The sequence below is a fragment of the Rhodococcus sp. JS3073 genome (assembly GCF_026810085.1).
GTDB lineage: Bacteria > Actinomycetota > Actinomycetes > Mycobacteriales > Mycobacteriaceae > Rhodococcus_F > Rhodococcus_F wratislaviensis.
Genome location: NZ_CP113951.1, coordinates 1,822,567 through 1,847,667, shown reverse-complemented (window position 1 = coordinate 1,847,667; position 25,101 = coordinate 1,822,567). Strand labels below are relative to the sequence as shown.

The window sequence follows — 25,101 nt, the reverse complement described above, 5'->3', positions numbered from 1 at the left end:
TTAATAAGTACTCACGGGTGCGTCAGCGCACGGCGGGCTGGTGCTGGGTGATGCAGTGGATTCCGCCGCCGCGCGCGAACAGTGGGCGGGCGTCGACCGACACGACCGTGCGTCCGGGGTAGGCGGCCGACAGGATCGCGACCGCTTCCTCGTCCGCGGGATCGTCGAAGCTGCATGCGATGACGCCGCCGTTGACGACGAAATGGTTGATGTAGCTGTAGTCGACGAAGCCCTCGTCGTCGCGCAGGACCGTCGGCGCGGGGACGGTGATGATCTCCCACGACTCCCCGCGGGCGTCCGTGGTCTGCTTCAGCACGTCGATGACGGCCTTGCTGACCTCGAAGTCGGGGTGTTCGGGGTTGCGCTGGTCGTGCACCAGGACGACGCCGGGTGACGGGATGGCGGCGACGATGTCGACGTGCCCGCGCGTGCCGTACGTGTCCTGGTCCCGTGTCAGTCCGCGTGGCAGCCAGATCACCTTGGTGGCACCGATCGTCCGGGCGAGCTCGGCCTCGATGTCGGCTTTCGACAGTTCCGGGTTGCGGCCGGGGTCGAGTTGCACGGTCTCGGTCACCAGCACGGTGCCGAGGCCGTCGACCTGGATGCCGCCGCCCTCGTTGACGATCGGCGAGTCGACGAGTTCGGCCCCCGACCGCTCGACCACCAGTGCGCCGATCTTCGAGTCCTTGTCCCACTGAGCCCAGTCCTGGCCGCCCCAGCCGTTGAAGATCCAGTCGACGCCGCCGAGGCGTCCGTCCTCGGACAGCACGAAGGTGGGTCCGATGTCGCGCATCCAGGCGTCGTTCAGCGGCGCCTCGACGATGTCGATGTCGGCGGAGAGGTACTCCTCGGCCGCCGACACCTGACCGGGATCGACGACGACGGTGACGGGCTCGAACCGGGCCACGGCGTGTGCCACCTCGGCCCACGTGGTGCGGGCCTCGTGGTGCTCCTCGGGGGTGTCGCCCAGGGAGTAGCCCTCACTGGGGTAGGCCATCCAGGTGCGTTCGTGCAGTTCGCCTTCCGCGGGCATGCGCCAGGTCATCAGGCCCTCCCGAACGGGGAGGCGTGATCGACCGGCTCGGTGAGGACGCCGTACGTGTCGGGGCGCCGGGTCGCCAGGAACGGGAACAGGGCCAACCAGTCCTCGCGCTGCTGGAGGTCGAGGTCGGCGACCAGTACCGCGGATTCGTCGCGTGGGGCCTGCGCGAGGATCCGGCCGTAGGGATCGGAGATGAACGACGAGCCGTAGAACGTGATGAGGCCTTCGCTGCCGTGGCGGTTGGGGACCACCATGAACGTGCCGTTCGCGATGCCGTTGCCGACGATCACCTGCTGCCACAGCGGCTGGGTGTCGAACTGCGGGTGGTCGGGCTCCGAGCCGATCGCGGTGGGGTACACCAGGATCTCGGCGCCGCCGAGGGAGTAGGCACGGGCGACCTCGGGGAACCACTCGTCCCAGCACGTCGGCAGTCCGAGCTTCGCGCCGCCGAGTGCCTCGGCAGTGTGGACGGGGTACGGATCGGTTGCGGGACCGCCGCGGAAGTAGGTGTCCTCGTAGTAGCCGGCGGTCACGGGGATGTGCAGCTTGCGGGTGCGGGCGAGCAGTTCACCGGAGGGGGCGACGAGGATGGCCGTGTTGAAACCGAGCCCGTCCTCGTACTGCACACCGTCCTCGGTGTCGTTCCGCTCGTACAGCGACGCGTGGACGAGGACGCCGTGTTCCGCGGCGGCCTTGGCGGCGAAAGTGAACGTGGGGCCGGTGAGGAGGTCCTCGGCGGTACGTCCCGGGTTGTCGCCACCGGGAGTCGACGCCGGGTAGCGGCTCAGCGTGAGTTCGGGGAGGAACACCACGCGCGCCCCGAGTTTCGCTGCCTCGGCAATGCCCTCGTCGAGTTCGGCCCGCAGATCCTGATCGTTCTCGTGCCAGCGGTGCTGGACGAGGCCGACGCGGAGCGGGGTGCGTCCGGTCTCGCGCGTCCTCGACAGGGACTCGGGAGGGGTGAGGGCGGTAATCGTCAACATTGTGTTTCCTCGGATGTTCGGTTCGGCGAGCGCCTAAAACGAATTGGATTCGTTAAGTATGGTGGGTGAATGCTCGGCGATCAAGGGGTGGGACGTGACGATTTCGATTCCTTCGGTATCGACCCTGGTCGCCGTGACGCACACCGACCAGGAGGGCACCCATGCCACGGCCATCACAGCGACTGCTGTCGCCGGAGATCATCACCGAAGCTGCCATGCGCATGGTGGACCTCACCGGTGATTTCACGATGCCGGGTCTCGCCGAACGGCTGAAGGTACGGCCCTCCTCGCTGTACAACCACGTGTCCGGGAGGGCGGAGATCATCGAACTGATGCGTGCCCGCATGATGGCGGGCATCGTGGTGGCGGACCCCGACGGCAAGTGGAGCGAGACGGTGGCCGGGCTGGCGCGCGAGTATCGGCGCAACTACGCCGAGCATCCTCGGCTGATTCCTCTGTTCACCGCGCACACAGTGCAGTCCGGTGTGGCGTTCGGGCTGTACAACGCGCTGGCGCAGGCATTCTCGGACGGTGGCTTCACACCCGAGGAGATCCTGCACGCCATCACGACGGTGGACAGCTTCGTGCTGGGGTCGGCGCTGGACCTCGCCGCCCCCGAAGTGGTCTGGGCGACCGCGCCGGAGGCGAACGAGGCCATGCTGGCCGCCCTCGCCACGTCCGGGCCGAACCCCGGACGGGCGGATGCAGCATTCGAGTTCGGGCTGCGGACGCTTATCGCGGGCTTGGTGGCGCAGGCTCCGATCGAGCCGTGAGATCGCCCTCGTCCCGCAACGCGGACGTGTCGCGGTTGAGGGTCTCACCCCGGAAGAAGGCGGGACTGCGGAAGCGCATGACCATCATCAGCACTGCGCCGAGCAGAAGGATGCCGAAGCCGAGGTAGAAGACGAGCCCGATGCCGCCGATGGACGCACCGCTCGCGTTCTCCGGGTCCATGCTCTCGTCGATCGAGATGACGAACACGGCCAGCAGCATCAGCCCTCCGAGCAGCGGGAACGCGAACCGGAAGACGGCGTTGCGCACGCTCGTGAACAACCTGTCCCGGAAGTACCAGACGCAGGCGAACGCAGTGATGCCGTAGTACCAGCAGATCATGATGCCCAGCGCGGCGATCGTGTCGAGCAGCGTGCGCTCGGACAGGAACGTGACGACGGTATAGAAGACCGCGGTCACCACGCCTGCGACGACGGTCGCGTAGGAGGGCACCAGGAATCGCGGCGACACCTCGGCAAGTTTCTTCGGGAACGCGCCGTAGGCGCCCATGGCCAGCATCGTGCGCGCCGCGGGCAGGAACGTGGTCTGCAGGCTCGCGACCGAGGAGACGAACACGGCGAGGAACAGCAGCATGCCGCCCCAGTTGCCGAGAACCGGATCGGCGAGGGCACCGAAGACGTTCTCGGAGTTGTCCGGGTTGCCGAGGCCGAGACCGTCCTCGCCGACGCCGGCGTACATCATCGCCGCGACCGACACGAGCAGGTACGTCAGCAGAATCGTCGCGACGCACAGCAGTCCGGCGCGACCGGGGGTCTTCTTCGGGTTCTTCGATTCCTCGCCGAGGGTCAGGCAGGTGTCCCAGCCCCAGAACGCGAAGATCGAACCCGTCAGGCCGATCACGAACGCGCCGAGCGCCAGTCCCGTGAACGGGTTGAACCAGCTCAGGTCGAACGAGAGCCCGGCGGGGGCGTCCCCGTTGCCGACGTGAACCAGCGCCACCACCGCGAAGGCGATGAGCAGCACCATCTGGAAGCCGACGAGCGCGACCTGCAGGCGCTCGCTGGTGGTGATGCCGCGGCTGGCGATCCAGGTGGCCAGCGCGATGAACACGAGTGTCGTCCCGACGTTCACGAATTTGTTGCCGGGGAGATCGGCGATGCTCGGGGCGTCGAACAGTTTCGCGATGAACAGATAGAAGAACTGGACCGCGATCGCCGCGAGGTTCGAGAGCACGATGATCGTGGCGATCACCATGCCCCAGCCGCACATCCAGCCGACGTACGGACCGAACGCCTTGGTCGACCACGTGAACGACGCGCCGCAGTCGGGTGATTCGGAGTTGAGCTCACGGTAGGCGTAGGCCGTGAGGAACATGGGGATGAAGCCGGCGATGAAGATGGCGGGCATCTTCAACCCGACCGCCGCGACGATCAGTCCGATGCTGGCCGTCAGCGTGTAACCCGGTGCCACGGAGGAGATCCCGAGGATCGCCCCGGAGAAGGTCCCGACAGCGCCGGTGGCCAGCCCCTTGGCGCTCACGGCGCCGTCGGCCGACGCCGGTGCGCCTTCGCTGTTCGTCATGTCTGAACCTCCGGTCGGGAACGAGCGTGGATCCGGGGCGGGTGTCGCGGACGGTTTACTCACTGTTTTGGAACTCCTGCTTGGGGACGACCACCATGGGCACCGGCAGGACGCGGAGCATCTTGGCCGCGGTGGATCCCAGGAACAGTCGATGAGGTTGGGCGAGCCGGCTGGAGCCGACCATCACGAGGTCGCCGTCCTGCCAGTCGAGTTTGCGGACCGCCGATTCCACGGAGGATCCGTCGGCGATCGTGACGGACACGGGAAAGTCTTCGGGAAGAGCGGATTTCGCCACTTCGAGGGTGCTCTGGGCGTGGGCGACGGCCCGGTCGCGGATGTCGTCGGGGGTGTCCCGGTGATCGCGGAGGTCGTTCTGCGGGTCGAGTGCGACGAGCGAGACGAGGCGGAGCGGGGTCTTCATCCGCTCGCACGTCCGCACCGCCGTCCGCAGCAACACGTCGGCCCCGGTCCGGGTCCCGAGCGCGCAGGTGACCTCGCGGATCTTCTTCGCGGAGGAGTGCCGCGCCCCGCGAGGTGCGAGGGCCAGCGGAACGTGCGCCGAGTGCAGCAGTTCCGTCGAGACGGAGCCGACGGAGTGCCGCCCCAGCAGGCCGTCCCCGGCGGCGCCGACGACGATCGCCTGCGCCCCCAGCCGGGACACCTCGTCGATGAGACCCTGCGCGAACGATTCGTGGAAGCTCAGGTGGACGTCCACGTCGATGTCGCTCGGCACCGACGACTTCGCCTCGTCCAGCCAGCGCTGGGCGCGGGAGGCGAGGATGTCGTCGTAGCCGGTTTCTGCCGGAACTCTCGCCGGGACCGTCCGGTCCGGCGGGAGCACCATGCAGATGTCGAGCTGTGCGCCGAGACTGCGGGCGAGCTGCGCCCCGAGGGCCAGACCGTCCTCCCCGCTGGGGGTGGCGAGATATCCAACGACCAAACGCATGGTGACGGTTCCGATCTGTCTCGGGGCGGGTGGTTTACGCGAAGCCGACGTACTTGGTCTCGAGGTACTCCTCGATGCCTTCGGTGCCGCCTTCGCTGCCGAGTCCGGACTGCTTGACTCCACCGAACGGTGCGGCGACGTCGGAGATCACTCCGCGGTTGACGCCGACCATGCCGCTCTCGAGCTTGTCGGCGACGCGGAACGCACGGTCGACGTTCTGCGTGTAGATGTACGCGGCGAGACCGTATTCGGTGTCGTTCGCGGCGGCGACGCCCTCGGCCTCGGTGTCGAAACCGGTGATCGCGGCGACGGGTCCGAAGATCTCCTCGCGGACGATGCGCGCGTTCGCGGGCACCTCGTCGAGGACGGTGGGCTGGAAGAAGTACCCGGGACCGTCGACGGACTTGCCGCCGGTGCGGACCCGGGCGCCCGCGGCGACGGCGTCGTCGACGAGGGACGCCACGTTGCGGCGCTGCTTCTCGTTGACGAGGGGACCGACGTTGGTGCCGTCTTCGCTGCCCGGTCCGACGGTGAGCGCGGCGATCCGGTCGGTGAGCTTGGTGGTGAATTCCTCGCGCACCGAGTTGGCCACGATCAGGCGGTTGGCGGCGGTGCAGGCCTCGCCGCCGTTGCGCATCTTCGCGGCCATCGCGCCCTCGACGGCGGCGTCGATGTCGGCGTCGTCGAACACCACGAACGGGGCGTTGCCGCCGAGTTCCATCGACGTGCGCAGAACCTGCTGGGCGGACTGCTCGATGAGGATCTTGCCGACCCGGGTGGATCCGGTGAACGTCACCTTCCGCAGCCGCGGATCCGCGAGCAGCGGTTCGGTGACGGCGGCGGCGTTCGATGCGGGCAGCACCGACAGCACACCGGCGGGCAGGCCTGCCTCGGCGAAGATCTCGGCGAGCAGCAGCATGGTGAGCGGGGTGTCCTCGGCGGGCTTGACGATGATCGTGCAGCCGGCGGCGAGCGCGGGGCCGATCTTGCGGGTGCCCATCGCGAGCGGGAAGTTCCACGGCGTGACGGCCAGGGTGGGTCCGACCGGAACCTTGGTGACCATGATCCGTCCACTGCCCGACGGTGAGGTGGTGTAGCGGCCCTGGATGCGGACGGCTTCCTCGCTGAACCAGCGCAGGAACTCGGCGCCGTAGTTCACCTCGCCGCGGCTCTCCGGCAGGGCCTTGCCCATCTCCATCGTCATCAGCAACGCGAGGTCGTCGGTGCGCTCGATGACCTTCTCCCACGCCGAGCGCAGGATGATCGACCGCTGCCGCGGCGCGGTCGCCGCCCAGTCCTCCTGGACCGCCGCGGCGGAGTCCAGTGCGCGCATCGCGTCCTTGCCGCCGGCGTCGGCGACGTCGGCGATGAGGGTTCCTGTGGCCGGGTCGTAGACCGGGAACGTGCCGCCGTCGATCGGGTCGGTCTGGGCGCCGTCGATCCACAGACCGGTGGGCAGGGTGGCGCGGAGCCGTTCGAAATCAGTCATCGGAGTCCTCGTGGTGGGAATGGTGGTGATCGCACGCCTCCGGGGTGGGGGCGACGTCGAGGGCGGGGTTGCGGTCGAAGAATCCGACCGGCTTCAGCCAGAAGGACACGGTGTCCGCAGGCATGATCGGCCAGTCCTCCGGCCGGGGAATGTGGTGGATGCCGAACGTGTACCAGAGCACCACGTCGGTGTTCTCGATCGGCCGGTTCGCCTCGGTCCAGGCGGGAAGCCCGTGATCGACCTTGCTCTGGTTCACGAATTCCCCGGCGGGCCAGCGCTCGTCGGGTGAATTGGGTGTCACCCAGACGGTGTGGCCGATCGCGCCGGTGCGCTGGAAGATCGGCGACGCCGGGTCGAACATCGACGGGATCGCGCCGCCGGGAACGAGCTTGTAGGCGGGGGCGGTGCCGAGCCCGGTGGTCGTGTTGTCGTTGACCACCTTCCACGCCCGCTGGCTCTGCCAGTCGAAGTCCTGCCGGCCTTCGAGTTCGGTGCGCAGCGGGGTGTTCTTCTGCCGCAGCGCGAGACCCAGGGGGTTGTCCGGGCCCATCGGCACCACCTCGGTCTCGGTCGCGTACACCGTGTTCTCGGTGCCGTCCACGTCGAGATCGAGGCGGGCGACCAGGAAGTGCTGGTGGAACGGCGCGTACGTGCGGTTGTCGACGAGCGTCCCACTGGGGTGCTCCCCGCCTTCGGGGAAGTGGCTGACCACCATGATCCCGGTGGCCCGGACCTCGCACTCGATGTTGCCGTCCTGGTAGAACCGCCAGTAGACGAGATATTCGTAGTTCGCGACCGTCACGTGTGTCGACACCGTCAGCCGCCGCATGCGGCGCACCTCGGCGCCCGCATCGTGGTCGACGTGCTTCCAGAGGACGGCGTTGTCCTCCTCGTGGATACAGATCGCGTTCTCGATCGTGAACGGCACACCGTGGCTGTCGTGGAGTACTGCGTCGAGATACCGGATCTCACCCAGGCAGTCGCAGCCCAGGGTGAGCGAGGTGGTCATGAACCCGATGCCCCACTCGCCGATGTCGAAGGCGGTGCGGCGGTAGTGATCGGTGCTGGTGTCGCGGTACGGCACCGCCATCTCCGCGAACGACATCCGGTTCGCGATCGAGCGCACCCGGCCGTTGTCGTTGTAGGTCACCGCGTGCAGGGTCATGCCCTCGCGGTAGTTGAACCCCACCCGCAGCGACCAGTTCTGCCACTCGAGCTTGTTGCCCTCGAGCGTGAACGACGGTCCCTCCGGCTGGACGATGTCCAACGGCTTCAACGGCGGCCGGGTGCTCGCGGCGCGGATCCGGTCCGGGATGTGCCGGGGCACGTACTCGCCCATGACCTCGGGACGTTCGACGCTGAACGTGTCCTCGATCTCGAGCAGTTCCATCTTGTTGACGTCGATCACGCAGTGGAAACCGTTGACCGGGCCCGCATACGGGTTGGCGCCCTCGGCCGCCCGGACCCAGGTGTCCGACCAGCCGAGCCGGCGCCCCTTGTACTTCTCCGGGGTCACCGCGTCGCCGTACGTCCAGACGTCCATGAACACCAGGCTCATGTCCGTGATCCCGCGCTTCGCGAGCGCCGCGATCACGTCCGGGTGCCCGCGGAGGAAGGCGTCCGACTCTTCCCATTCGTCCACCGTGAAATTCGCCTGGACGTCCGGGATGTGTTCCCAGGAGACCACGTTGTCTCCCGTGAGCGAGACGAGCGCCTTGTAGGTGTCTCCGCTGCCGCGGTCGAAGCACACGACGACGGCCCGGCGGTCCGGGACGGTGCCGGACGTATCGAACGCCGACACCTCGGCCTTGGCCGGTTCGGCCAGTTCGATCGACGCGAACCGCCAGCCGTCCCCGACCCCGTGTTCCCGGGCGAGGACGGCCGCGGCCTGCGCGAATTCGTCCGCCCCCAACGGGTCCAGAGGATGGAACGTGCCGGTGGTCGTCCGGGTCATGGTGTCTCCTCTGGTCGTGGGGTGGGCATTTCGTGCTCGTGCGCCTTTTCGGTCGCAATGACTACCGAAAAGGCGCACGGGTCAGACGAGCGAGCGCACGATCTGCTCGATGACGGTGAGGGCGTCGTCGAGCAGGTCGTCGCTGATCACCAGCGGCGGAAGCAGTCGGATGACGTTTCCGTAGGTACCGCACGTCAGCAGAATGACACCTTGTTCGAGCGCATGTGCGGCAATCGCCTTCGTCAGTTCGGCGTCCGGCTCGTCGGTGCCGGGCTTGACGAACTCCATCGCGAGCATCGCGCCGCGCCCGCGCACGTCACCGATGACGCCGACGTCGGCGGCCAGGGCCTTCAGCCGCGGCAGGGCCAGGTCGCCGATGTGCTGTGCGCGAGCGGGCAGGTCGAACTTCCGCATGCTGTCGATCGCGGCGAGCGCAGCGGCACACGCGACGGGGTTGCCGCCGTACGTGCCACCCAGACCGCCGGGGTGCACCTTGTCGAGGAGGTCGGCGCGGCCCGTGATCGCGGACAGCGGCATGCCGCCCGCCATGCCCTTGGCCATCGTGATGATGTCCGGGACGATCTCCTCGTGCTCGCACGCGAACCAGGCGCCGGTGCGGGAGAACCCGGTCTGCACCTCGTCGGCGATGAACACGACGCCGTTGGCGCGGGCCCAGTTCACCAGGGTGGGGAGGAATCCCTCGGCGGGAACGATGAATCCGCCCTCGCCCTGGATCGGCTCGATGATGATCGCCGCGAGTGAATCGGCGCCGATCTGCTTCTCCATCTGGCTGATGGCGCGCTGGGCGGCCTGCTCGCCGGTCAGTCCGTCCTGGTCCCGGTAGGGGTAGGACATGGGGAGCCGGTACACCTCGGGAGCGAACGGACCGAAGTGGGCCTTGTAGGGCATCGACTTGGCGGTGAGGGCCATCGTCAGGTTCGTACGACCGTGGTAGGCGTGGTCGAACGCGACGACGGCGTCGCGGCCGGTGGCGAGGCGAGCAACCTTGATCGCGTTCTCCACCGCCTCGGCGCCCGAGTTGAACAGGACGGTGCGCTTCTCGTGGTCGCCGGGGGTGAGGGCGGCGAGTTCCTCCGCCACGCGGACGTAGCCCTCGTACGGGGTGACCATGAAACAGGTGTGGGTGAAGTGCCCGACCTGCTCCCGGACCGCCTCGGCGACGGCCGGATCGGACGCGCCCACGCTGGTGACCGCGATGCCCGAGCCGAGGTCGATCAGGGAGTTGCCGTCGACGTCGACGACCACACCACCGTCGGCATCCGCCGCGTACACGGGGACGCTGGAGCCGACGCCCGCGGCCACGGTGGCGCGGCGACGTGCGGTGAGGGCCGCCGACTTCGGGCCGGGGAGCTCGGTGACCAGGGCGCGCTTCTGCGGCAGCCGGTACTGGATGTCGTTCATGATGGTGCAGTCCTCAGGGTCGTGACGTGGATGGGTAGGGGGTGGGCGACGTCAGTCGTTGGAGCTCATGACGTGCTTGATGCGGGTGTAGTCCTCGACGCCGTAGCCGGAGAGGTCCTTGCCGTAGCCGGAGTACTTGAATCCGCCGTGCGGCATCTCGGCGACGAGCGGGATGTGGCAGTTGATCCACACGGCACCGAAATCGAGTGCGGCCGAGAGCCGTTGCGTGACGCCGTGATCGTTCGTCCACACACTCGACGCCAGACCGTACCGGACGTCGTTGGCGAGGGTGACGGCCTCCTTCTCGTCGGAGAAGCTCTGCACGGTGAGGATGGGACCGAACGTCTCCTCCTGCACGATGTCGTCGCGCTGGTCGACGCCGGTGATCACGGTGGGTTCGAAGAAGAATCCCTGCTCTCCCGAACGCTTTCCGCCGGTGACGATCTTGGCCGAGGTGGGGAGCGCGGCGATCTTGGAAGTGACCGCGTTGAAGTGGTTGACGTTGTTGAGCGGGCCGTAGAACGTGTCCGGGTCGTCCGGGAGGCCGGGCTTGAGCGTCTCGGCCTTGCGGACGAGCGCGTCGACGAGCTGGTCGTGGATGGACTCGTGGACGAGGACGCGGGTGGCGGCGGTGCAGTCCTGGCCGCCGTTGAAGAAGGCGGCCTCGGCGATGCCACTGGCGGTCTTCTCGATGTCGACGTCACCGAAGACGATCGCAGGGGCCTTGCCGCCCAGCTCGAGGTGGGCGCGCTTGAGCTGGCGTGCGGCCGAGACGGCGACAGCGATGCCCGCCCGAACGGATCCGGTGATCGACACCAGTCCGAGGGCCGGATTCTCCACGAGGGTGGCGCCGGTCTCACCGTTGCCGAGGACGACGTTGAAGACGCCGTCCGGCAGGATCCCCTTGGTCAGCCGAGCCAGGACGAGCGTGCTGTTCGGGGTGGTGTCGCTGGGCTTGAGCACGATCGTGTTGCCTGCCGCGAGCGCGGGGCCGATCTTCCACAGCGCCATCATGAACGGGTAGTTCCACGGGGTGACCTGACCGACGACGCCGATCGGCTCGCGGCGCACGTACGACGTGAAGCCGTCCATGTACTCGCCGGCGGCCTTGCCTTCGAGCATGCGGGCCGCGCCCGCGAAGAAGCGGAGCTGGTCGGCGCCCACCTTGATCTCTTCGTCGGCGATGACCTGCTTGGGCTGCCCGGTGTTGCGGCATTCGGCCTCGACGAGTTCGTCGCTGTGCGCCTCGATCGCGTCGGCGAGCTTCAGCAACGCGGTCTGCCGCACGCTCGGAGTGGTCTTGCCCCACGAGACGAAGGCCCGCTCGGCAGCCTCGACGGCGGCATCCACGTCGGCCTTGGTGGAGACGGGCGCACGCCCGACGACGCTCTCGTCCACGGGGCTGATCAAGTCCAGCGTCTCCGTCGCGGATGAGGCGACGAACTCACCGTTGATGTAGTTCTCGAGTACGTCGATCGACATTCGTACCGGTTCCTCTCGTGGGGTCGAAACTCGTGGGGTCGAAACTCGTGGGCCGGAACGGACCGTCGGTCGAACGGTCCGGCCGTGTCCCGCAGTTGCAGAACATCTGAAAACAAGTGTGCGCTGCCTCACAAGCCGAGGGCAGCTGACAAAATGGTGAAAGACGCGCCCCCCGCCGCGCCGAGTTGTCCACTCCGGAGGTCACCCGTGCGAGCAGGTGTGCCCGGCGGCGCCGGAGCCTGCGAACGGCACGTCCGCGCCGGCGCTCACGGAGTCGGCGTCGTGCACGACAGCGCCGCCGACGAGGGTGAGATCGGCCCGCTGGTCCAGCAGTTGCCCGGGCTCGAGCCTGTAGAGGTCCGCCGACCAGACGACCAGGTCGGCGCGGGCACCCGGACGGATCACTCCGAGCTCGTCCTCGGCGTGCCACGCCCACGCGCCGCCGCGGGTGTACGCCCGCAACGCCGAATCCAGGTCCATCCGCTCGCGCGGCGTCCAATCGGTCCGGCCGTCCAGACCGGAGCGGGTGAGGGCTGAGTACAGGCCGACGAGCGGATCCATCTCCCCGACCTGCCAGTCGCTGGAGAACGCCAGCGCCGCCCCCGACTCGGCGAGCGAACGGAAACGCCACGCCCGGTCCCACCGGTCCTCGCCGACGTTCTCCATCCACGTTCCCGCGACGAGGTCGGGCGAGCAGTGCCGCGGCTGCATCGCCGCGACCACGCCGAGTTCCCGGAACCGGGGAAGGTCCTCGGGATGGAGGCATTCGACGTGGACGATGCCGTGCCGTCGGTCGGCCGTGCCGTTCACGCGGCCGGCGTGCTCGATCGAGTCGAGCGCCAGCCGGATCCCCCAGTCGCCGGTCGCGTGGGTGTGCGTCTGGAAGCCGAGGCGGTCGAGTTCGGTGAGCATCGCGGTGAACTCGTGCGGCGGCAGGCTGGGCGCGCCGCGGTGCCCCGGCCGGTTCGCGTAGTCGGAGAGCATGGCGGCGGTGTGCGGTTCGATCACGTCGTCGGCGTACAGCTTCACCGGTCCGAGCCGCAGCATGTCGTCGACGGGTGCGCTGTCGACGGCCTCCCGCAGGTCCCGGCGGAACTCGGCGTCCGCGCCGACGGGGTGGAACAGGGCGGTGATCACCCGCGAGTTCATCCGTCCCTCGGCGCGGGCCCGGTACATCAGATCGAGTTCGGCCAGCGGGACCTGCGGTTCGACGACGGTGGTGATGCCGCTCGCGGTCGCCATCTCCAGACTGGACGTGATGCGCCGATAGCGGCGGTCGGGGGAGTACATCGGGATGTCGCGCTGCAGACCGGCCAGACCGGCCCGCGTCATCGCGCTGGTGTAGAAGTCCGTCACCCAGCCGGTGGGCAGGCCGTGGTCGTCGAATTCCGGTCGTCCCCAGGGGATCTGGGTGCCGCGGTCGATTCCGAGCACCCGCAGCGCGGCGTCGTTCAGCCACACCGAGTGCTGATCGTAGGTCGTGATGAAGACCGGGCGGTCCGTGAGGCCGCGGAGGTCGGCGGCGTTCGGGCGGCGCCCGGTCACCACGGAGTAGACGGCGTTCTCGGCGCAGATCCAGTCGAGGTCGGGGCGGGTGGCCGCGTGCGCGCCGATCCGTCGCCGAACCTCGGTGAGGTCCTGTGCGCCTTCGAGGCTCACGGCGTCGGGATCGAATCCGAGGAGCAGATGGTTGTGGCTGTCGATGATGCCGGGGGTGACCAGTCGGCCCCGCAGGTCGATGGTGCACACGGCGACGGGGGCGTCCGCGGCGGCCCCGACGTACCGGATCAGGCCGTCCTCGATGCCGACGGCCTCGGCCCGGCAGGTGGGGTCGAACGTGCGCACGACGCCGTTGGTCAGAAGCAGGTCGAGCATCAGCAGTTCTCCTCGGGGGCGGCGTTCAGCAACAGCAGGTGGGTGTTCTTGCGTGGTCGCAGGTACAGGGCGTAATAGACGAATCCGGCGGCGACGAGTCCGAGGGAGATGCCGAGGCTGAGCCACTGCTCCGGGTCGAGCAGCGTGACGACGAAGACGAGGCCGAGTGCGGCGATGCAGACTCCCGGGGCCAGCGGCCACAACGGCATGCGGTAGCCGGTTCGGGTTGCTCCGCCGCGGCGGTGGTTGATCGCGGCCAGTGCGATGAACAGGTACGTGAACGTCAGGGTCGACCCGGTGGCGGTGAGCAGGACGTCCAGCGGGACGAAGCACGCGGCGAACGCGATGGCGCCCATCACGACGGTGGCGAGGACGGGGACGCGGCCCTTGGTGCTGACGGTCTGCAGCGGTGCGGCGACGGTCTCGGGGAGGGCGCGATCGCGGGCGGCGGCGTAGAGAAGCCGGCCTGCCTGCAGGGTGATCGCGATGATCGCGTTGATCACGGCGAGGGCGATCGAGAGCAGGACCACCATGGCGACGGCGTGACCGGCGCGTTCGGTGAGGAACGCCTCGACGGGAAGGCTGGAACCGAAGAGTTCGGTTTGCGAGCGTGCGCCCACCAGGATCGCGATCAGCGGGACGAGTTCGGTGGCGACGGTGATGGCGGCGCTCCAGATCACGGCCTTCGCGATCGAGCGGGCGGCGTTCTTGGTCTCCTCGGCGAAGTAGACGGCGCCGCCGTACCCGTTGTACGCGAAGATTCCCTGGGTGACGGCCAGCATCAGTCCCGAGATTGCCAGCGGTGCGAGGTTGCCGGTGCCGGGATCGAGAACCTCCGGGCTGAGGAGGCTGGTCAGCGGACGTTCCATGTGGACGAACCCGAGGACGGTGAGCAGAGCCAGCGCCGCCATTTCCACGCCCAGGAAGACCCCGGTGAGCCACGCGTTCGTGCGGATGTCGAAACATGCGGTCACGGTGGTGATCACGACCACGGCGAGTGCGGTCTGCTGCGGGGACAGGCCGTGGATCGCGACGCCCAGGTAGTCGGCGACCCCGAGGGCGAAGACCGCGATGATCAGCGGCAGGGAGATGAGGCTGATGAAGAACGTGGCGATGCCGAAGGCCGGTCCGAGTGCTCGCGACACGAGCGAGTAGTCACCGCCGGCAACGGGATACGCGGAGGCGAGTTCGGCGTAGCAGAAGGCGATGAGAATGCTGACGATGCCGGCGATGAGGAAGGCCCAGAACACGCCGGTGCCGAACAGGGCGAGCGCCGAGCCGCCGAGGATGAAGACGCTCGACGCCGGCGAGATCGACGACAGGGTGATCAGGATGTTTCCGCCGACGCCGATGCTCCGGGAGAGCGAGGCCTCGTAGGTGCCGGGTGCGGCGGGGGGAGTGGCGGTGGGTGGCCGGGCGGTCTGGTCCATGAGCTGTCCGTTCGGGGTGGTGAGGTGCGAAAGAGTTTTTTGACATATCCGTCAAACAACTAGGCCGAGTGTCACAGATCACGTCGGCTAGTGTCAACGGCATGGCACGACCGAACACTCAGAAGCAGCGGCGTTCCGAGCTCATCGAGGCGACGCTGCAGGCGGGATCCGCGCACGGGCTCAGGTCGCTGTCCCTGACCGATGTCGCGAAGCGCGCGGGGCTGACGCGCGGCGCGCTCCTCTACTACTTCGACGATCTGGATTCGCTTCTCGTCGAGGCGCACCGGGCAGGCACCGAGCGCTACTGCGACCTGCGCGACGAGGCGGTGGCCGCGCAGACGTCGTACGCCGCCAAGCTGCGGACGGCCATCGACGCCGGGCTGCCGAGCGGTCCCGACGACACCCTGATGCGATTGCTCTACGAATTCGACTTCATGACAGGCACTTCGGCGCTGCACGACGAACTGGTGCAGAAGATGTACCTGCGGCAGCTCGCGACGTACCGCGCCATCCTCGGTGACGGGCACAGTTCGGGGCAGTTCGCCGTGCGCGGCGACATCGACCAGGCGGCAATGAATCTGGTTGCCCTCGAAGACGCGTACGGCCTGCACATCGTCGGCGGAAACAGTCTCATCACCGTCGATGCCGCGCGCACGGCGATGCTGGGGTTCTGCGAGCAGATCGGCTGCGGCGTCACGGAAGACGCCGCAGCCGAACGGGACTGACCGGGAAGGCTACGCAGGGTGGCTGCCCGCCACCTCCACCTCGTGACGCACCGCGCCGGCCACCACGGTCAGCTGCACCCGCGCGGTGAGGAGGGAATCGGCGCCGGCGGTGAACGGATCCCCGTCGAGGACGACGAAGTCGGCGGCCTTGCCCGCGACGAGTTGACCGGTGAGGTCGTCCCAGCGGCACGAGTAGGCGGCGTCGCGGGTGGCGTGCGCGAGCGCGTCCGCCATCGGCAGGGCGTACTGGGGCAGGTTCGGCGCGAGCGCCGGATCGATCGCGGACTTGCGCGTCGTCGCGATGTACATGTTGGGCAGCGGAGGATGCGGCGCTGTGGGGGCGTCGGACCCCAGCGCGAGGACGGCGCCCGCGGCGGTCATCTCGGGCCACGGGAACGCCCGCTCGACCCGATGGTCGCCCAGCATCGCCCGCCAGTTGTCCTGGATCGCCGGGTCGGCATGGACCGGCTGCATCGATGCGACGATGCCGAGGCGAGCCAGCCGCTGCACGTTGTCCTTCGTGATCGTCTCCAGGTGCTCCATCCGGTGCCGACGCGGGCGAATCCCGTTGGCGGCGATCGCCTGTTCGAGCGCGGCGAGCGCGATCTCCGACGCCTCGTCGCCGATGGCGTGCAGGGCCACCTGCAGGCCGGCGGCATCCGCCGCGACGACCACCGGTGCCAGCGAGGCGAGGTCCCAGATCGGTTCGGCGTTCGTGCCGTCCGAGTACGGCTCCTTCATCGCCGCGGTACAGCTGTCGATGACGCCGTCGATGATGATCTTGATCCCGGCCATCCGCAGCCACGGACCCTGCAGGCGTCTCTGGTGCTCCACCGCCTCGTGCACCTGGCGGACGTTCTCCTCGTCCGAGTCGGTGCGTTCGATCAGCCAGTGCCCGGCCACCCGGAGCGGCAGCGTGCCCCCGCCCGCGGCCAGTGCGCGCTCGAGAGCCTCGACTTCGTCCGCGCCGAGCGCCATGTCGACCGCCCCGGTGACGCCGTCCGCGAGATACTGCTCGAACGCTGCCGCGAGGGCGACGTCCCGCTCGGTGTCGCTGACCAGCTTCGCGAGGGTGGGCCACACGATCTGGGTCACCGCCGTCTCGTAGAGCATGCCGGTGGCCTCGCCGGTGACGGGATCGCGCTCGATCCGGCCACCGATCGGGTCCGGGGTGTCCGCGTCGATCCCGAGTTCGCAGAGCGCGGCCGTGTTCACCCACGCCGAGTGCACATCGTTGGAATCGAGGTACACGGGTCGGTCGGCCTCGGCCGCGTCGATCATCTGCCGTGTCGGCGCCTGCCCCTCGAGTGCGGGAAACAGCCAGCTGCGTCCCAGGAGCCGGGGTGCGTCCGGGTTCTCGGCGGCGAACCGGCGGAGACGGTCCTGGATGTCGTTCAGATCCGCGGCGCTCTGCAGGTCCACCTTCTGGAGGGCCTGGCCCATCATCAGCAGGTGGGTGTGGGCGTCGATGAAGCCGGGCAGGACGAAGGCTCCGCCGAGTTCGACGACGCGGGCTTCGCCGGACAGCGTGTCGGCGGTGGCGGTGTCGCCGACGTACGTGAGGCGATCGCCCTGGACGATCATCGACTCGGCCCAGGCGGGTTCGGCGGCGGTGAAGATCCGGCCGCCGCGGTAGTGGGTCGTCGTGTCGGTGTTCATGGTGTTCTCTCTTTCCGTCAGACGACGACCGAGGTGGTGTACCGGGCAGTGGGATCCTGTCCGGGTGACGCGGACGCGCGCTCGGTGCGCGTCGACAGGCGGGCGATCGACACGATCGGCACGAGCAGGACGAGGCTGATGCCCGCCAGGACGAACCCGAACGCGACGTAGCCGACTGCGCCGGTCACGAGGGTGCCGAAGAGCGGGGCGAACGCGGACCCCACCAGATACGTCCCGAGGAGCGGGGCGGACCAGCGGCCGGACGAGTCCAGCGCGGCCGCGATGGCCACCACGTAGATGAACGCCGCGGCGTACACCGTGTTCCAGGCGATGATGAGCACCAGATACGTCGTCGAATCGGTGGCGAGGCACGAGCCCAGTTTGAGGGCGGCGCCGAGTACGAGGAGGACGGCGGTGGGGACGGTGCGTCCGAGGCGGGAACCGAGCGCGGTCAGGACGAGGGCGGCGCCGATGCCGCCTGCGGTGGAGAGGCTGAGGGCCAGACCCATCTGCTGTTCCGTCAGGGCGGCGTGTTCGGCGCCCATGATGCCGGACACGGCCCACAGCGAGTCCTCGCCGATCGCCCAGATCGCGAAGAGCACGAGCAGGGTGAATCCGGCGACGGCCAGCTTCTTCTCGGTGACGCCCTCGGGCAACGGGGTCCGGGTGCGCGCGGTGCTCGCCTCGTCGTCCTCGACGGCGGGGGCGGACGGCAACCAGGTGATCGTGAACACCGTCGCCACCGCCAGCACCGCGACGATTCCGAAGGCATTGGTCATGTGCAGGCCGAGGATCGGGATCAGTGCCAGGATCCCGGTGACCGCGGTGCGGTTGACGAGCCCGTTGATCCCGGACACCCGGTTCGGATTGTTCAGCGCGGCCAGGGCCGCCCCGCCGACCGCGACCGCGCCGCCGGCACCGATCCCGCCGACGATGATCGCGGTGCACGCGATCGGCGCCGAGTGGATTGTGGCGGCGACGGCGAATCCGGCGGCCATCACGACGAGGCTGACGCGGCCGAGCAGGTGGCGCGAGCGCCCCGCCGCCCACCGGGTGGTCGCGAGGCAGACGAGCGCGGTAGCCAGCAGGGAGCCGGTGAGGACGGCGCCCGCGACGGTCTGGGTGATGCCGAGATCGTCGACCATCGCGATGATCATGAGCGGGATCAGATTGGCCGTGATGTAGCCGACGACGAAGACGCTGAACGTGGCGATACCGCGGCCGAGTGTCAGTGGGACGCGGACGGCGGCGGTCACGTGGGATTCCTGGGGTGGGTCAACGACAACTCCGTGTCTCGGGTGGCGGCCCGCGTGAGACGTGGGTCACTTAGCGAATTGGATTCGTTAAGTATGCGGAGGGTGCGCGCCATACGCAAGGGGGCAAACGAACTCAATTCGTTAATGTTGGGTTTCGGCGTTGCCCGAGGTCGACGTCTGACACAATGGAGTAGTCGCTCGGGCCCCGCTGGCCAACTTGTCCAGCGCCATCCCGATTCCGACCGGTCAGGGTGGCACGGACCCGACCGCAACTGCGCAGGAGCCGACATGACCGTTGCCGTTCGCTGGATGTTGTCCCAGCCGGACCTGGCTCTCGAGTTGAAGGGCGGCGCCGCCGGTCTCGGCAACGAGATCACGTTCGCCCACACCACCGAACTGCAAGACCCCTTCCGGTGGCTCTCCGGCGGAGAATTGCTCCTCACCACCGGCATCCGGCTTCCGCTGACCGCCGCCGACCGGGCGCGATACCTGCGCGGCCTCGGTGAAGCCGGGGTGGCCGCGGTCGGGTTCGGCACCGGCCTCTCGCACCCGGAGGTGCCCGAGGACCTGGTGGCCGTCGCCGACGAGATCGGGCTGCCGTTGCTCGAGGTGCCGTTGCCGACACCGTTCGCGGCCGTGGTCAAGCGGGTCATGAACCGACTCGCGGAGCAGGAGTACGAGGCGGTGCTGCGCGCGTCCCGGGCGCAACCGCGGATGACCCGCGCCGTCATCCAGGGCGGCACCGGCGCCACCGTGCGCGAGCTGGCCGTCGCCACGTCGGCCACCGTCCTGCTCCTCGACCTGTCCGGCCGGGTGCTGGAGTCCCATCCGGCGCAGCCCGCGGAGGACGTGCTCGGGGAACTGCGGGAAGTGCTCGAGGCAGGCACCGGCGGAGCGTCGAGCAGTGTGTCGCTGGCACGGTCGGGCGCGTCGATCACGGTGCAGCAGATCAGTGTCGGCAGCACCCCGCACGGACATCTCGCCGTGATCAGTCCCACCGCGCTCAGCCACGTGGACCAGATCCTGCTCGGCCACGCGAACTCGTTGCTCGCCTTGGATTTCGAGAAGCCGGTACGGCTCAGGACCGCACAGAACCGGCTCAATTCGCACGCCCTCGGCCTGCTGCTCACCGAGGACCGCGACCTCGCGCCCGCCTGGTCGCAGATCCGGCACGCCGCGGACGCGGACGGGATGGTCCGCGGACTCACGGTCGTGGCCGAGACACCGGCACTCGCGGAACGGGTGGAGTCGGCGGTCGCGGTCGCCATGAACAAGGCCGGACGGCAACTCTTCTCGCGCCGTCACGCTACGCGGGTCACCGTTCTGCTGCGGGGCACCGACGACGTGGACTTCGCGCGGGCGATGCTGCGCGGACTGCCCGCGCCGGCGCGGAAGGCGATCCGTGCGGGGTTGAGCGGGAGGCGGGAGGTCGCCGGTCTGGTGGCGGCCATCGAACAGTCCCAGCTGGCCGCGTCGGCCGCCGAGGCGGGGGCGGAGCCGTTGGAGTTCGCGGCGCTGACCGGTAGCGCGCTGCTCGCCTTCAGCTCGACGCGGGAGGTGCTGAACTCCCTGGCGGACACGATGATCGCGCCGATCGACGATTACGACCGCACCAACGGCACGGAACTGCTGGGATCGCTGCGGGCGTTTCTCGAGGCGAACGGGCACTGGGAGTCGGCGGCGGCGGCGATGGGCGTGCACCGGCACACCCTGCGCAGCCGCATGGCGCGGATCGAATCGTTGATCGACTGCCGGCTGGACGTGGCGCGGGTGCGGGCCGAACTGCTGCTCGCGATCATCGCCCGGCAGTCGTGACTGCCGGGCGATGATCGGACGGGACTACTTTCCGAGGCGGGCGACGATGTCTGCGGCGGTGCGCTGACCCATCCGCACGGCGCCGTCCACGTGCTGGTAGCCCTCGGCGGCGATGTCCGAGCAGGAGAAGTGGAACGGTCCGACCGGCGTCCGCGAGTCCTTGCCGTACCGGTGCAGGCCACCGAGGTCGAAGCTCGCGGCGTACGCGCCCCGGGTCCATTCCTCGGAGCCCCAGTCGGACTCGTAGTAGACGACCGGCTCGGCGGCCTTCGGTCCGAGGTAGCGGGCGAGCGAGCCGAGAATGGTGGCGCGACGCTCCTCCTCGCTCAGTTCGAACATCGCGTCGGCCTTCTCGTCCGACACGAACGCGACGAGGGTTCCCCGGGTGTCCTCGTGGTTGGTGTTGTCGTACACCTCCTGGACGACCTCGGACGCGCCGAATCCGGTGCCGGCGAGGCCGTCTTCACGCCAGAACGGGGTCTCGTACACGGCGTGCACCTTGATGACGAGTCCCAGCGACTGGTGCTGGTGCATCTGGTGCTGGCGGCGCGGCAGCGGCGGGTCGTAGGAGATGCGGGAGTACAGGTTCGGCGGGACGGCGAGCACGACGCGGGACGCTTCCACGCGAATGTCCCCGTCCGCCAGCACTACTGCGCCGTCCTCGCTCCACTGGACGGTGCGCACGGGCGCGTTCAGGAAGACGTCGTCGCCGAGGGCGGCCGCCATCCGGATCGACACCTGCTGCATGCCGCCGATGACGCGCTTGTCGAGGATGAAGTCCTCGTCCACCAGGTGCGAGAACGATCCGGCGGACGCGGCCATGAGCACGGCCTGCAGCGCCGAGAACGAGTGAGCGGGCTTGGTCAGCATGCCGCCTGCGATGAACAGGCCGATGTTGTCGCGGGCCTCCGCGTCGTCGGACTGCTCGATCAGCCAGTGCTTGAACGAGATCGTGTCCAGTTCGCGGGCCAGCGGGTGCGCCCAGGGCTCCTCGGCCCCGACCTGCGCGGCGAGGTCGTCGAGGATCTGGATCAGCCGGTCCATCTCCTTGCGGGTCGTCTCGTCGACGGGGAAGGATTCGCCGGTGTAGCGGGTGCGTTCGCCCGCGGCGGAGATGTAGACGGACTCACCCTCGCGGTACCGGTCGAACGTCTCGAGGCCGAGTTCGTCGAGCAGGGCGATGAGCGTCGTCTGGTCGGGGGAGACCCACTGGCCGCCGATCTCCAGCATCGCGCCGTCGATGGTGTCGGTCCAGGTCCGACCTCCGACGCGGTCGCGCGCCTCCAGGACCGCGACGGACAGCCCCGCCTTGCGCAGCGCGGTGGCTGCGGCCAGGCCGGACGGGCCGGCGCCGACGATGGCGACATCACGTTGGAGAGTAGGCACTTTCGAGCTCCTTTGGTTGAAGTGCTGACGGGTTCGTGAAAGGGGGTTCTGTTAGCAGCGGGTGAGCGCGAGCGACAGTTCGGCATCGATGACGCAGATGCTCGAGTTGTCCACGCGGTCGTGGCTCCGCAGCTCGCCGAGCATCTGTGCCAGGCGGTCCGCGGCGGTGGTGTGTTCGGTCAGCCACTGGGCGACGGCGTCGGCGGCGGACGTCGCGGGCGAGGCGTCGCGCAGCACCAGTCCGATCAGGCCGTGCCAGTGTTCCTGCAGGTTGTCGACGAGGACGGCGCCCGCCATCGCCTCCCAGTACGCGGTCCCGGTCTCGCCGACGGAGAACCGTTCCGACAGCCAGTCGAGGCCCACGACACGGCCGAATTCGCGGTACGTCTCGGCGACCTGGGTGATCGGCAGGTCGAGTGACTGCGCGGTGGTCTCCAGTGCGAAGGCCTGCGCGAGGATCCGCAGCGTGCCCAGGTCCTGGGCGGGGGCACCCGTGAGTCGGGGCAGCGCCGCGGCGAGTTCCTGGACCGGCTTCGCGAAGCGCTCGATCAGCTGCTGCGCGTCCGTGCCCGCGGCGCGATGCCGCAGCAGCCAGGACGTGGTGCGCTCGATCAGGTCCTGGATGCCGAAGTGCAGGTTCAGCCGGGTCCGGTGGGACGCGCCGGGCAGGGTGAGGACCTCGTTCCACAGGCGGTCGATGTCGAACACCTGCCGCACCACCGCGTACGCGACGGTGATCTCGGGGGTGCCGACGCCGAGCCGCTCCTCGAGGCGGTGGATCAGGCCCGGTCCGACACGGTCGATCATGTCGCCGGCCACGATGACGGCCACGATCTCCCGGGCGAGCCGGTGACCGCTGATCTGCTGGGGAACGCGTTCGCGGATGGACGCCGGGAAGTAGTCGGCGAGAACACCGTCGAACACGGCGTCGTCGAGCACGGGGGAGGCGAGCAGTTCGGTGACGACGAGGTTCTTCGACTGTGCGAGCAGAACCGCGATCTCCGGCCGGACCAGTCCCTGGCCGGCGCGGTGCCGCGCGGACAATTCCGCCGCCGACGGCAGGACCTCCGCGGCCCGGCTGATCCCGGCGTCCCGCTCGAGGTTCTCGATCAGCCGCTCGTGACGTCCGAGCAGGAACGGTGCGTGGACCTCGGCGAGGCTGATGGCGAGCGTCTGGGAGGCGGCGTCGGCGAGCACCGATTCGCCGATCTCGTCCTGCACGCGGGCGAGCAGCGTGTTCCGTTCCGCGGCGGGCAGTTCGCCCGCCGCCACGGCCGCGTCCAGCGCGACCTTCAGGTTCACTTCCCGATCCGAGGTGGCGACCCCGGTGGCGTTGTCGATGAAATCGGCGTTGATCCGGCCGCCGTTCAGCGCGTACTCGATCCGGGCGCGCTGCGTGAGACCGAGGTTGCCGCCCTCGCCGATCACCGCGGCGCGCACGTCGCTCGCCTCCACCCGGACGGCGTCGTTGGCCGGGTCCGCGGCGTCGGCGTGCCCCTCGGTGGAAGCCTTGACGTACGTGCCGATTCCGCCGTTCCACAGCAGGTCCACGTCCGCGGTCAGCAGTGCCTTCACCACCTCGTGCGGGGGCAGTTCGGTGGCGGTGACGCCGAGGCGTTCACGCACCTGCGGCGACAGCGGGATCTTCTTCGCGGTCCGCGGCCACACGCCGCCGCCCGCCGAGACGAGGTTCCGGTCGTAGTCGTCCCAGCTGCTGCCGGACACGGACGCGAGGCGCTCGCGTTCGCGGTAGGAGGCCTCGGAATCCGGTTCGGGGTCGAGGAAGATGTGCCGGTGGTCGAACGCGCCGACCAGCCGGATGGCGCGGCTGAGCAGCATGCCGTTGCCGAACACGTCGCCGGACATGTCGCCGATGCCGACCACGGTGAACGCGTCGGTGTCGACGTTCTTGCCCATCTCCGCGAAATGCCTGCGGACGGAGACCCATCCGCCGCGCGCCGTGATGCCCATCGCCTTGTGGTCGTAGCCGGCGGAGCCGCCGGACGCGAACGCGTCGCCGAGCCAGAATCCGCGGCGCGTCGCGATGCTGTTGGCCAGGTCGGAGAATCGGGCCGTGCCCTTGTCCGCGGCCACCACCAGATACGGGTCGGCGTCGTCGTAGATCACCGTGTCGCGGGGATGGACCACCTCACCGTCGACGATGTCGTCGGTGACGTCGAGCAGTCCGTCGATGAAGCTCGTGTACGCCGCGCGGACCGCGTCCGGGGTTGTCTCGGTGCGCACCACGAACGCGCCCTTCGCGCCCATCGGGACGATCAGCGAGTTCTTCACGTGCTGCGTCTTCATCAGACCCAGAACCTCGGTGCGGAAGTCGTCCTTGCGGTCCGACCACCGCAGGCCTCCGCGCGAGACCGGACCGCTGCGGACATGGCTGCCCTCGACGATCGGCGAGTGCACGAAGATCTCGCGATACGGAGTCACGGCCGCGGACAGCGACAACAGCGACGGGTCGATCTTGAACGCCGCGGGGGCGGCGCTGATCGTGCGGTCGTGCTGGAACCAGTTGGTGCGCAGCACGGCCGACGTGAACGACAGCAGGCCGCGGAGCAGACGGTCCTCGTCCATCGTCGCGGTGCGATCGATCGCGGTGAGCAGCACGCGCTCCGCGTCCGCGACGGCGCTGTCGCGGTCGGTGCCGGTGACGGCGGGGTCGAAACGGGCGGTGAACAGGTCGCGGAATCCGCGCACGAAATCGTTGTGCCGCAACAGGATCGCCACGATGTTGGGTTCCGACAGTCCCAGCCCCACCTGGCGGAGGTAGCGGCAGGCCGCCCGGACCAGGACGGCGTCCGTCCACGTCAGGTTCGCCGCGGCGACGAGCCGGGTGAATCCGTCGACCTCCAGATGACCGGCGGCCGCGGCCTCGAACGCGTCGGACAGCAGGCCCGGAGTGTCCGCGTCCCAGGCGAAGTCGCCGGTGCTGAAGTCGAACCGGTGGACCAGCGGGCTGCCGGGCTCACCCGCGGGCAGTTGTTCGTGGGACGCGACCCGCAAACCGAGGTCCGCGAACAGCGCGACCAACTCGGCGAGCAACGGGGTGCCCTGCGGCCAGACCATGACGGCGGCCGGTTCGGGCGGTGCATCCGCCGTGTCGACGAACCGCAGCCGCGGAGTGGTCCCTCCGGACGCCAGGACCGCGCTCGACACGGCGGCCTCGTCCTGGCGTGGACGGGGTGTGTCGGTCGTGCTCGGAATGACACCGGTATAGCTCATCGTGTGGCTCCTGACCCCTGATCTGGCAAACGCGTGACTTGGGAACCAGTGTGTCGAGAAGAGACGCACGCCACATCCGACGAAGTGGAG

The 25,101-nt window shown here is 68.9% G+C and carries 17 protein-coding genes; 3 read left to right on the top strand and 14 right to left on the bottom strand.

All coding sequences use genetic code 11. The annotated features are described in order from the left end of the window. Window positions 1–22: 22 nt before the first annotated feature. Together OYT95_RS08670 and OYT95_RS08665 are read right to left on the bottom strand one after the other, a co-directional pair. Window positions 23–1,045, bottom strand: coding sequence for an agmatine deiminase family protein (locus OYT95_RS08670; protein ID WP_037243697.1), 1,023 nt, complete (start codon window positions 1,043–1,045; stop codon window positions 23–25). Beyond that, a complete protein-coding gene (locus OYT95_RS08665; protein ID WP_037243699.1) occupies window positions 1,045–2,025 on the bottom strand; it encodes a nitrilase-related carbon-nitrogen hydrolase in 981 nt (326 codons plus the stop codon). Before OYT95_RS08665 ends, OYT95_RS08670 begins: the two co-directional genes overlap by 1 nt. A gap of 161 nt (window positions 2,026–2,186) precedes the next feature. Here OYT95_RS08665 and OYT95_RS08660 point away from each other — a divergent pair, with 161 nt between their 5' ends. Then, window positions 2,187–2,798, top strand: coding sequence for a TetR/AcrR family transcriptional regulator (locus tag OYT95_RS08660; RefSeq protein ID WP_005238594.1), 612 nt, complete (start codon window positions 2,187–2,189; stop codon window positions 2,796–2,798). On the opposite strand, the gene OYT95_RS08655 is transcribed toward OYT95_RS08660, so the two are convergent. The 8 genes from OYT95_RS08655 to OYT95_RS08620 form a co-directional block, all read right to left on the bottom strand. Beyond that, the gene (locus OYT95_RS08655) at window positions 2,758–4,338 is read right to left on the bottom strand and encodes an APC family permease (protein ID WP_037243701.1); all 1,581 of its coding nucleotides are present in this window, start codon (window positions 4,336–4,338) and stop codon (window positions 2,758–2,760) included. The two genes, OYT95_RS08660 and OYT95_RS08655, sit on opposite strands and share 41 nt — an antisense overlap. Before the next feature lie 55 nt (window positions 4,339–4,393). Next, on the bottom strand, window positions 4,394–5,284 hold the full coding sequence (locus tag OYT95_RS08650; protein ID WP_112300791.1) for a universal stress protein: 891 nt from the start codon (window positions 5,282–5,284) through the stop codon (window positions 4,394–4,396). A 34-nt stretch (window positions 5,285–5,318) separates the two neighbouring features. Then, window positions 5,319–6,773: an NAD-dependent succinate-semialdehyde dehydrogenase gene (locus OYT95_RS08645; protein WP_037243705.1), complete on the bottom strand. Its 1,455-nt coding sequence runs from the start codon at window positions 6,771–6,773 to the stop codon at window positions 5,319–5,321. Next, window positions 6,766–8,727, bottom strand: a complete 1,962-nt coding sequence (locus OYT95_RS08640; protein ID WP_268791187.1) for a primary-amine oxidase — start codon at window positions 8,725–8,727, stop codon at window positions 6,766–6,768. Before OYT95_RS08640 ends, OYT95_RS08645 begins: the two co-directional genes overlap by 8 nt. Before the next feature lie 81 nt (window positions 8,728–8,808). Further along, on the bottom strand, window positions 8,809–10,149 hold the full coding sequence (gene gabT / locus OYT95_RS08635) for a 4-aminobutyrate--2-oxoglutarate transaminase (RefSeq protein ID WP_037243709.1): 1,341 nt from the start codon (window positions 10,147–10,149) through the stop codon (window positions 8,809–8,811). A gap of 51 nt (window positions 10,150–10,200) precedes the next feature. Beyond that, entirely contained in the window at window positions 10,201–11,631 is a 1,431-nt protein-coding gene (locus OYT95_RS08630; protein WP_037243711.1) for a gamma-aminobutyraldehyde dehydrogenase, read from the bottom strand. Window positions 11,632–11,832: 201 nt separating this feature from the next. Then, window positions 11,833–13,506: an amidohydrolase gene (locus OYT95_RS08625; RefSeq protein WP_268791186.1), complete on the bottom strand. Its 1,674-nt coding sequence runs from the start codon at window positions 13,504–13,506 to the stop codon at window positions 11,833–11,835. Continuing rightward, window positions 13,506–14,936: an APC family permease gene (locus tag OYT95_RS08620; RefSeq protein WP_268791185.1), complete on the bottom strand. Its 1,431-nt coding sequence runs from the start codon at window positions 14,934–14,936 to the stop codon at window positions 13,506–13,508. The genes OYT95_RS08625 and OYT95_RS08620 overlap by 1 nt, the downstream gene beginning before the upstream one ends. 101 nt (window positions 14,937–15,037) lie before the next feature. On the opposite strand from OYT95_RS08620, the gene OYT95_RS08615 reads away from it, so the two are divergent. Continuing rightward, on the top strand, window positions 15,038–15,661 hold the full coding sequence (locus OYT95_RS08615; protein WP_174233837.1) for a TetR/AcrR family transcriptional regulator: 624 nt from the start codon (window positions 15,038–15,040) through the stop codon (window positions 15,659–15,661). A gap of 9 nt (window positions 15,662–15,670) precedes the next feature. Here the strand turns inward: OYT95_RS08615 and OYT95_RS08610 are convergent, their stop codons facing one another. Next, window positions 15,671–17,320, bottom strand: coding sequence for an amidohydrolase (locus OYT95_RS08610; RefSeq protein ID WP_268791184.1), 1,650 nt, complete (start codon window positions 17,318–17,320; stop codon window positions 15,671–15,673). A 17-nt stretch (window positions 17,321–17,337) separates the two neighbouring features. Then, complete coding sequence (locus OYT95_RS08605) at window positions 17,338–18,576, bottom strand: MFS transporter (RefSeq protein WP_268791183.1); 1,239 nt, start codon at window positions 18,574–18,576, stop codon at window positions 17,338–17,340. 288 nt (window positions 18,577–18,864) lie between these two features. Here OYT95_RS08605 and OYT95_RS08600 point away from each other — a divergent pair, with 288 nt between their 5' ends. Beyond that, on the top strand, window positions 18,865–20,391 hold the full coding sequence (locus OYT95_RS08600; RefSeq protein WP_268791182.1) for a PucR family transcriptional regulator: 1,527 nt from the start codon (window positions 18,865–18,867) through the stop codon (window positions 20,389–20,391). A 24-nt stretch (window positions 20,392–20,415) separates the two neighbouring features. Here the strand turns inward: OYT95_RS08600 and OYT95_RS08595 are convergent, their stop codons facing one another. Beyond that, entirely contained in the window at window positions 20,416–21,777 is a 1,362-nt protein-coding gene (locus OYT95_RS08595) for a flavin monoamine oxidase family protein (protein WP_037243721.1), read from the bottom strand. Between the two features lie 51 nt (window positions 21,778–21,828). Then, a complete protein-coding gene (locus OYT95_RS08590) occupies window positions 21,829–25,011 on the bottom strand; it encodes an NAD-glutamate dehydrogenase domain-containing protein (protein ID WP_268791181.1) in 3,183 nt (1,060 codons plus the stop codon). Between the last annotated feature and the right edge of the window lie 90 nt (window positions 25,012–25,101).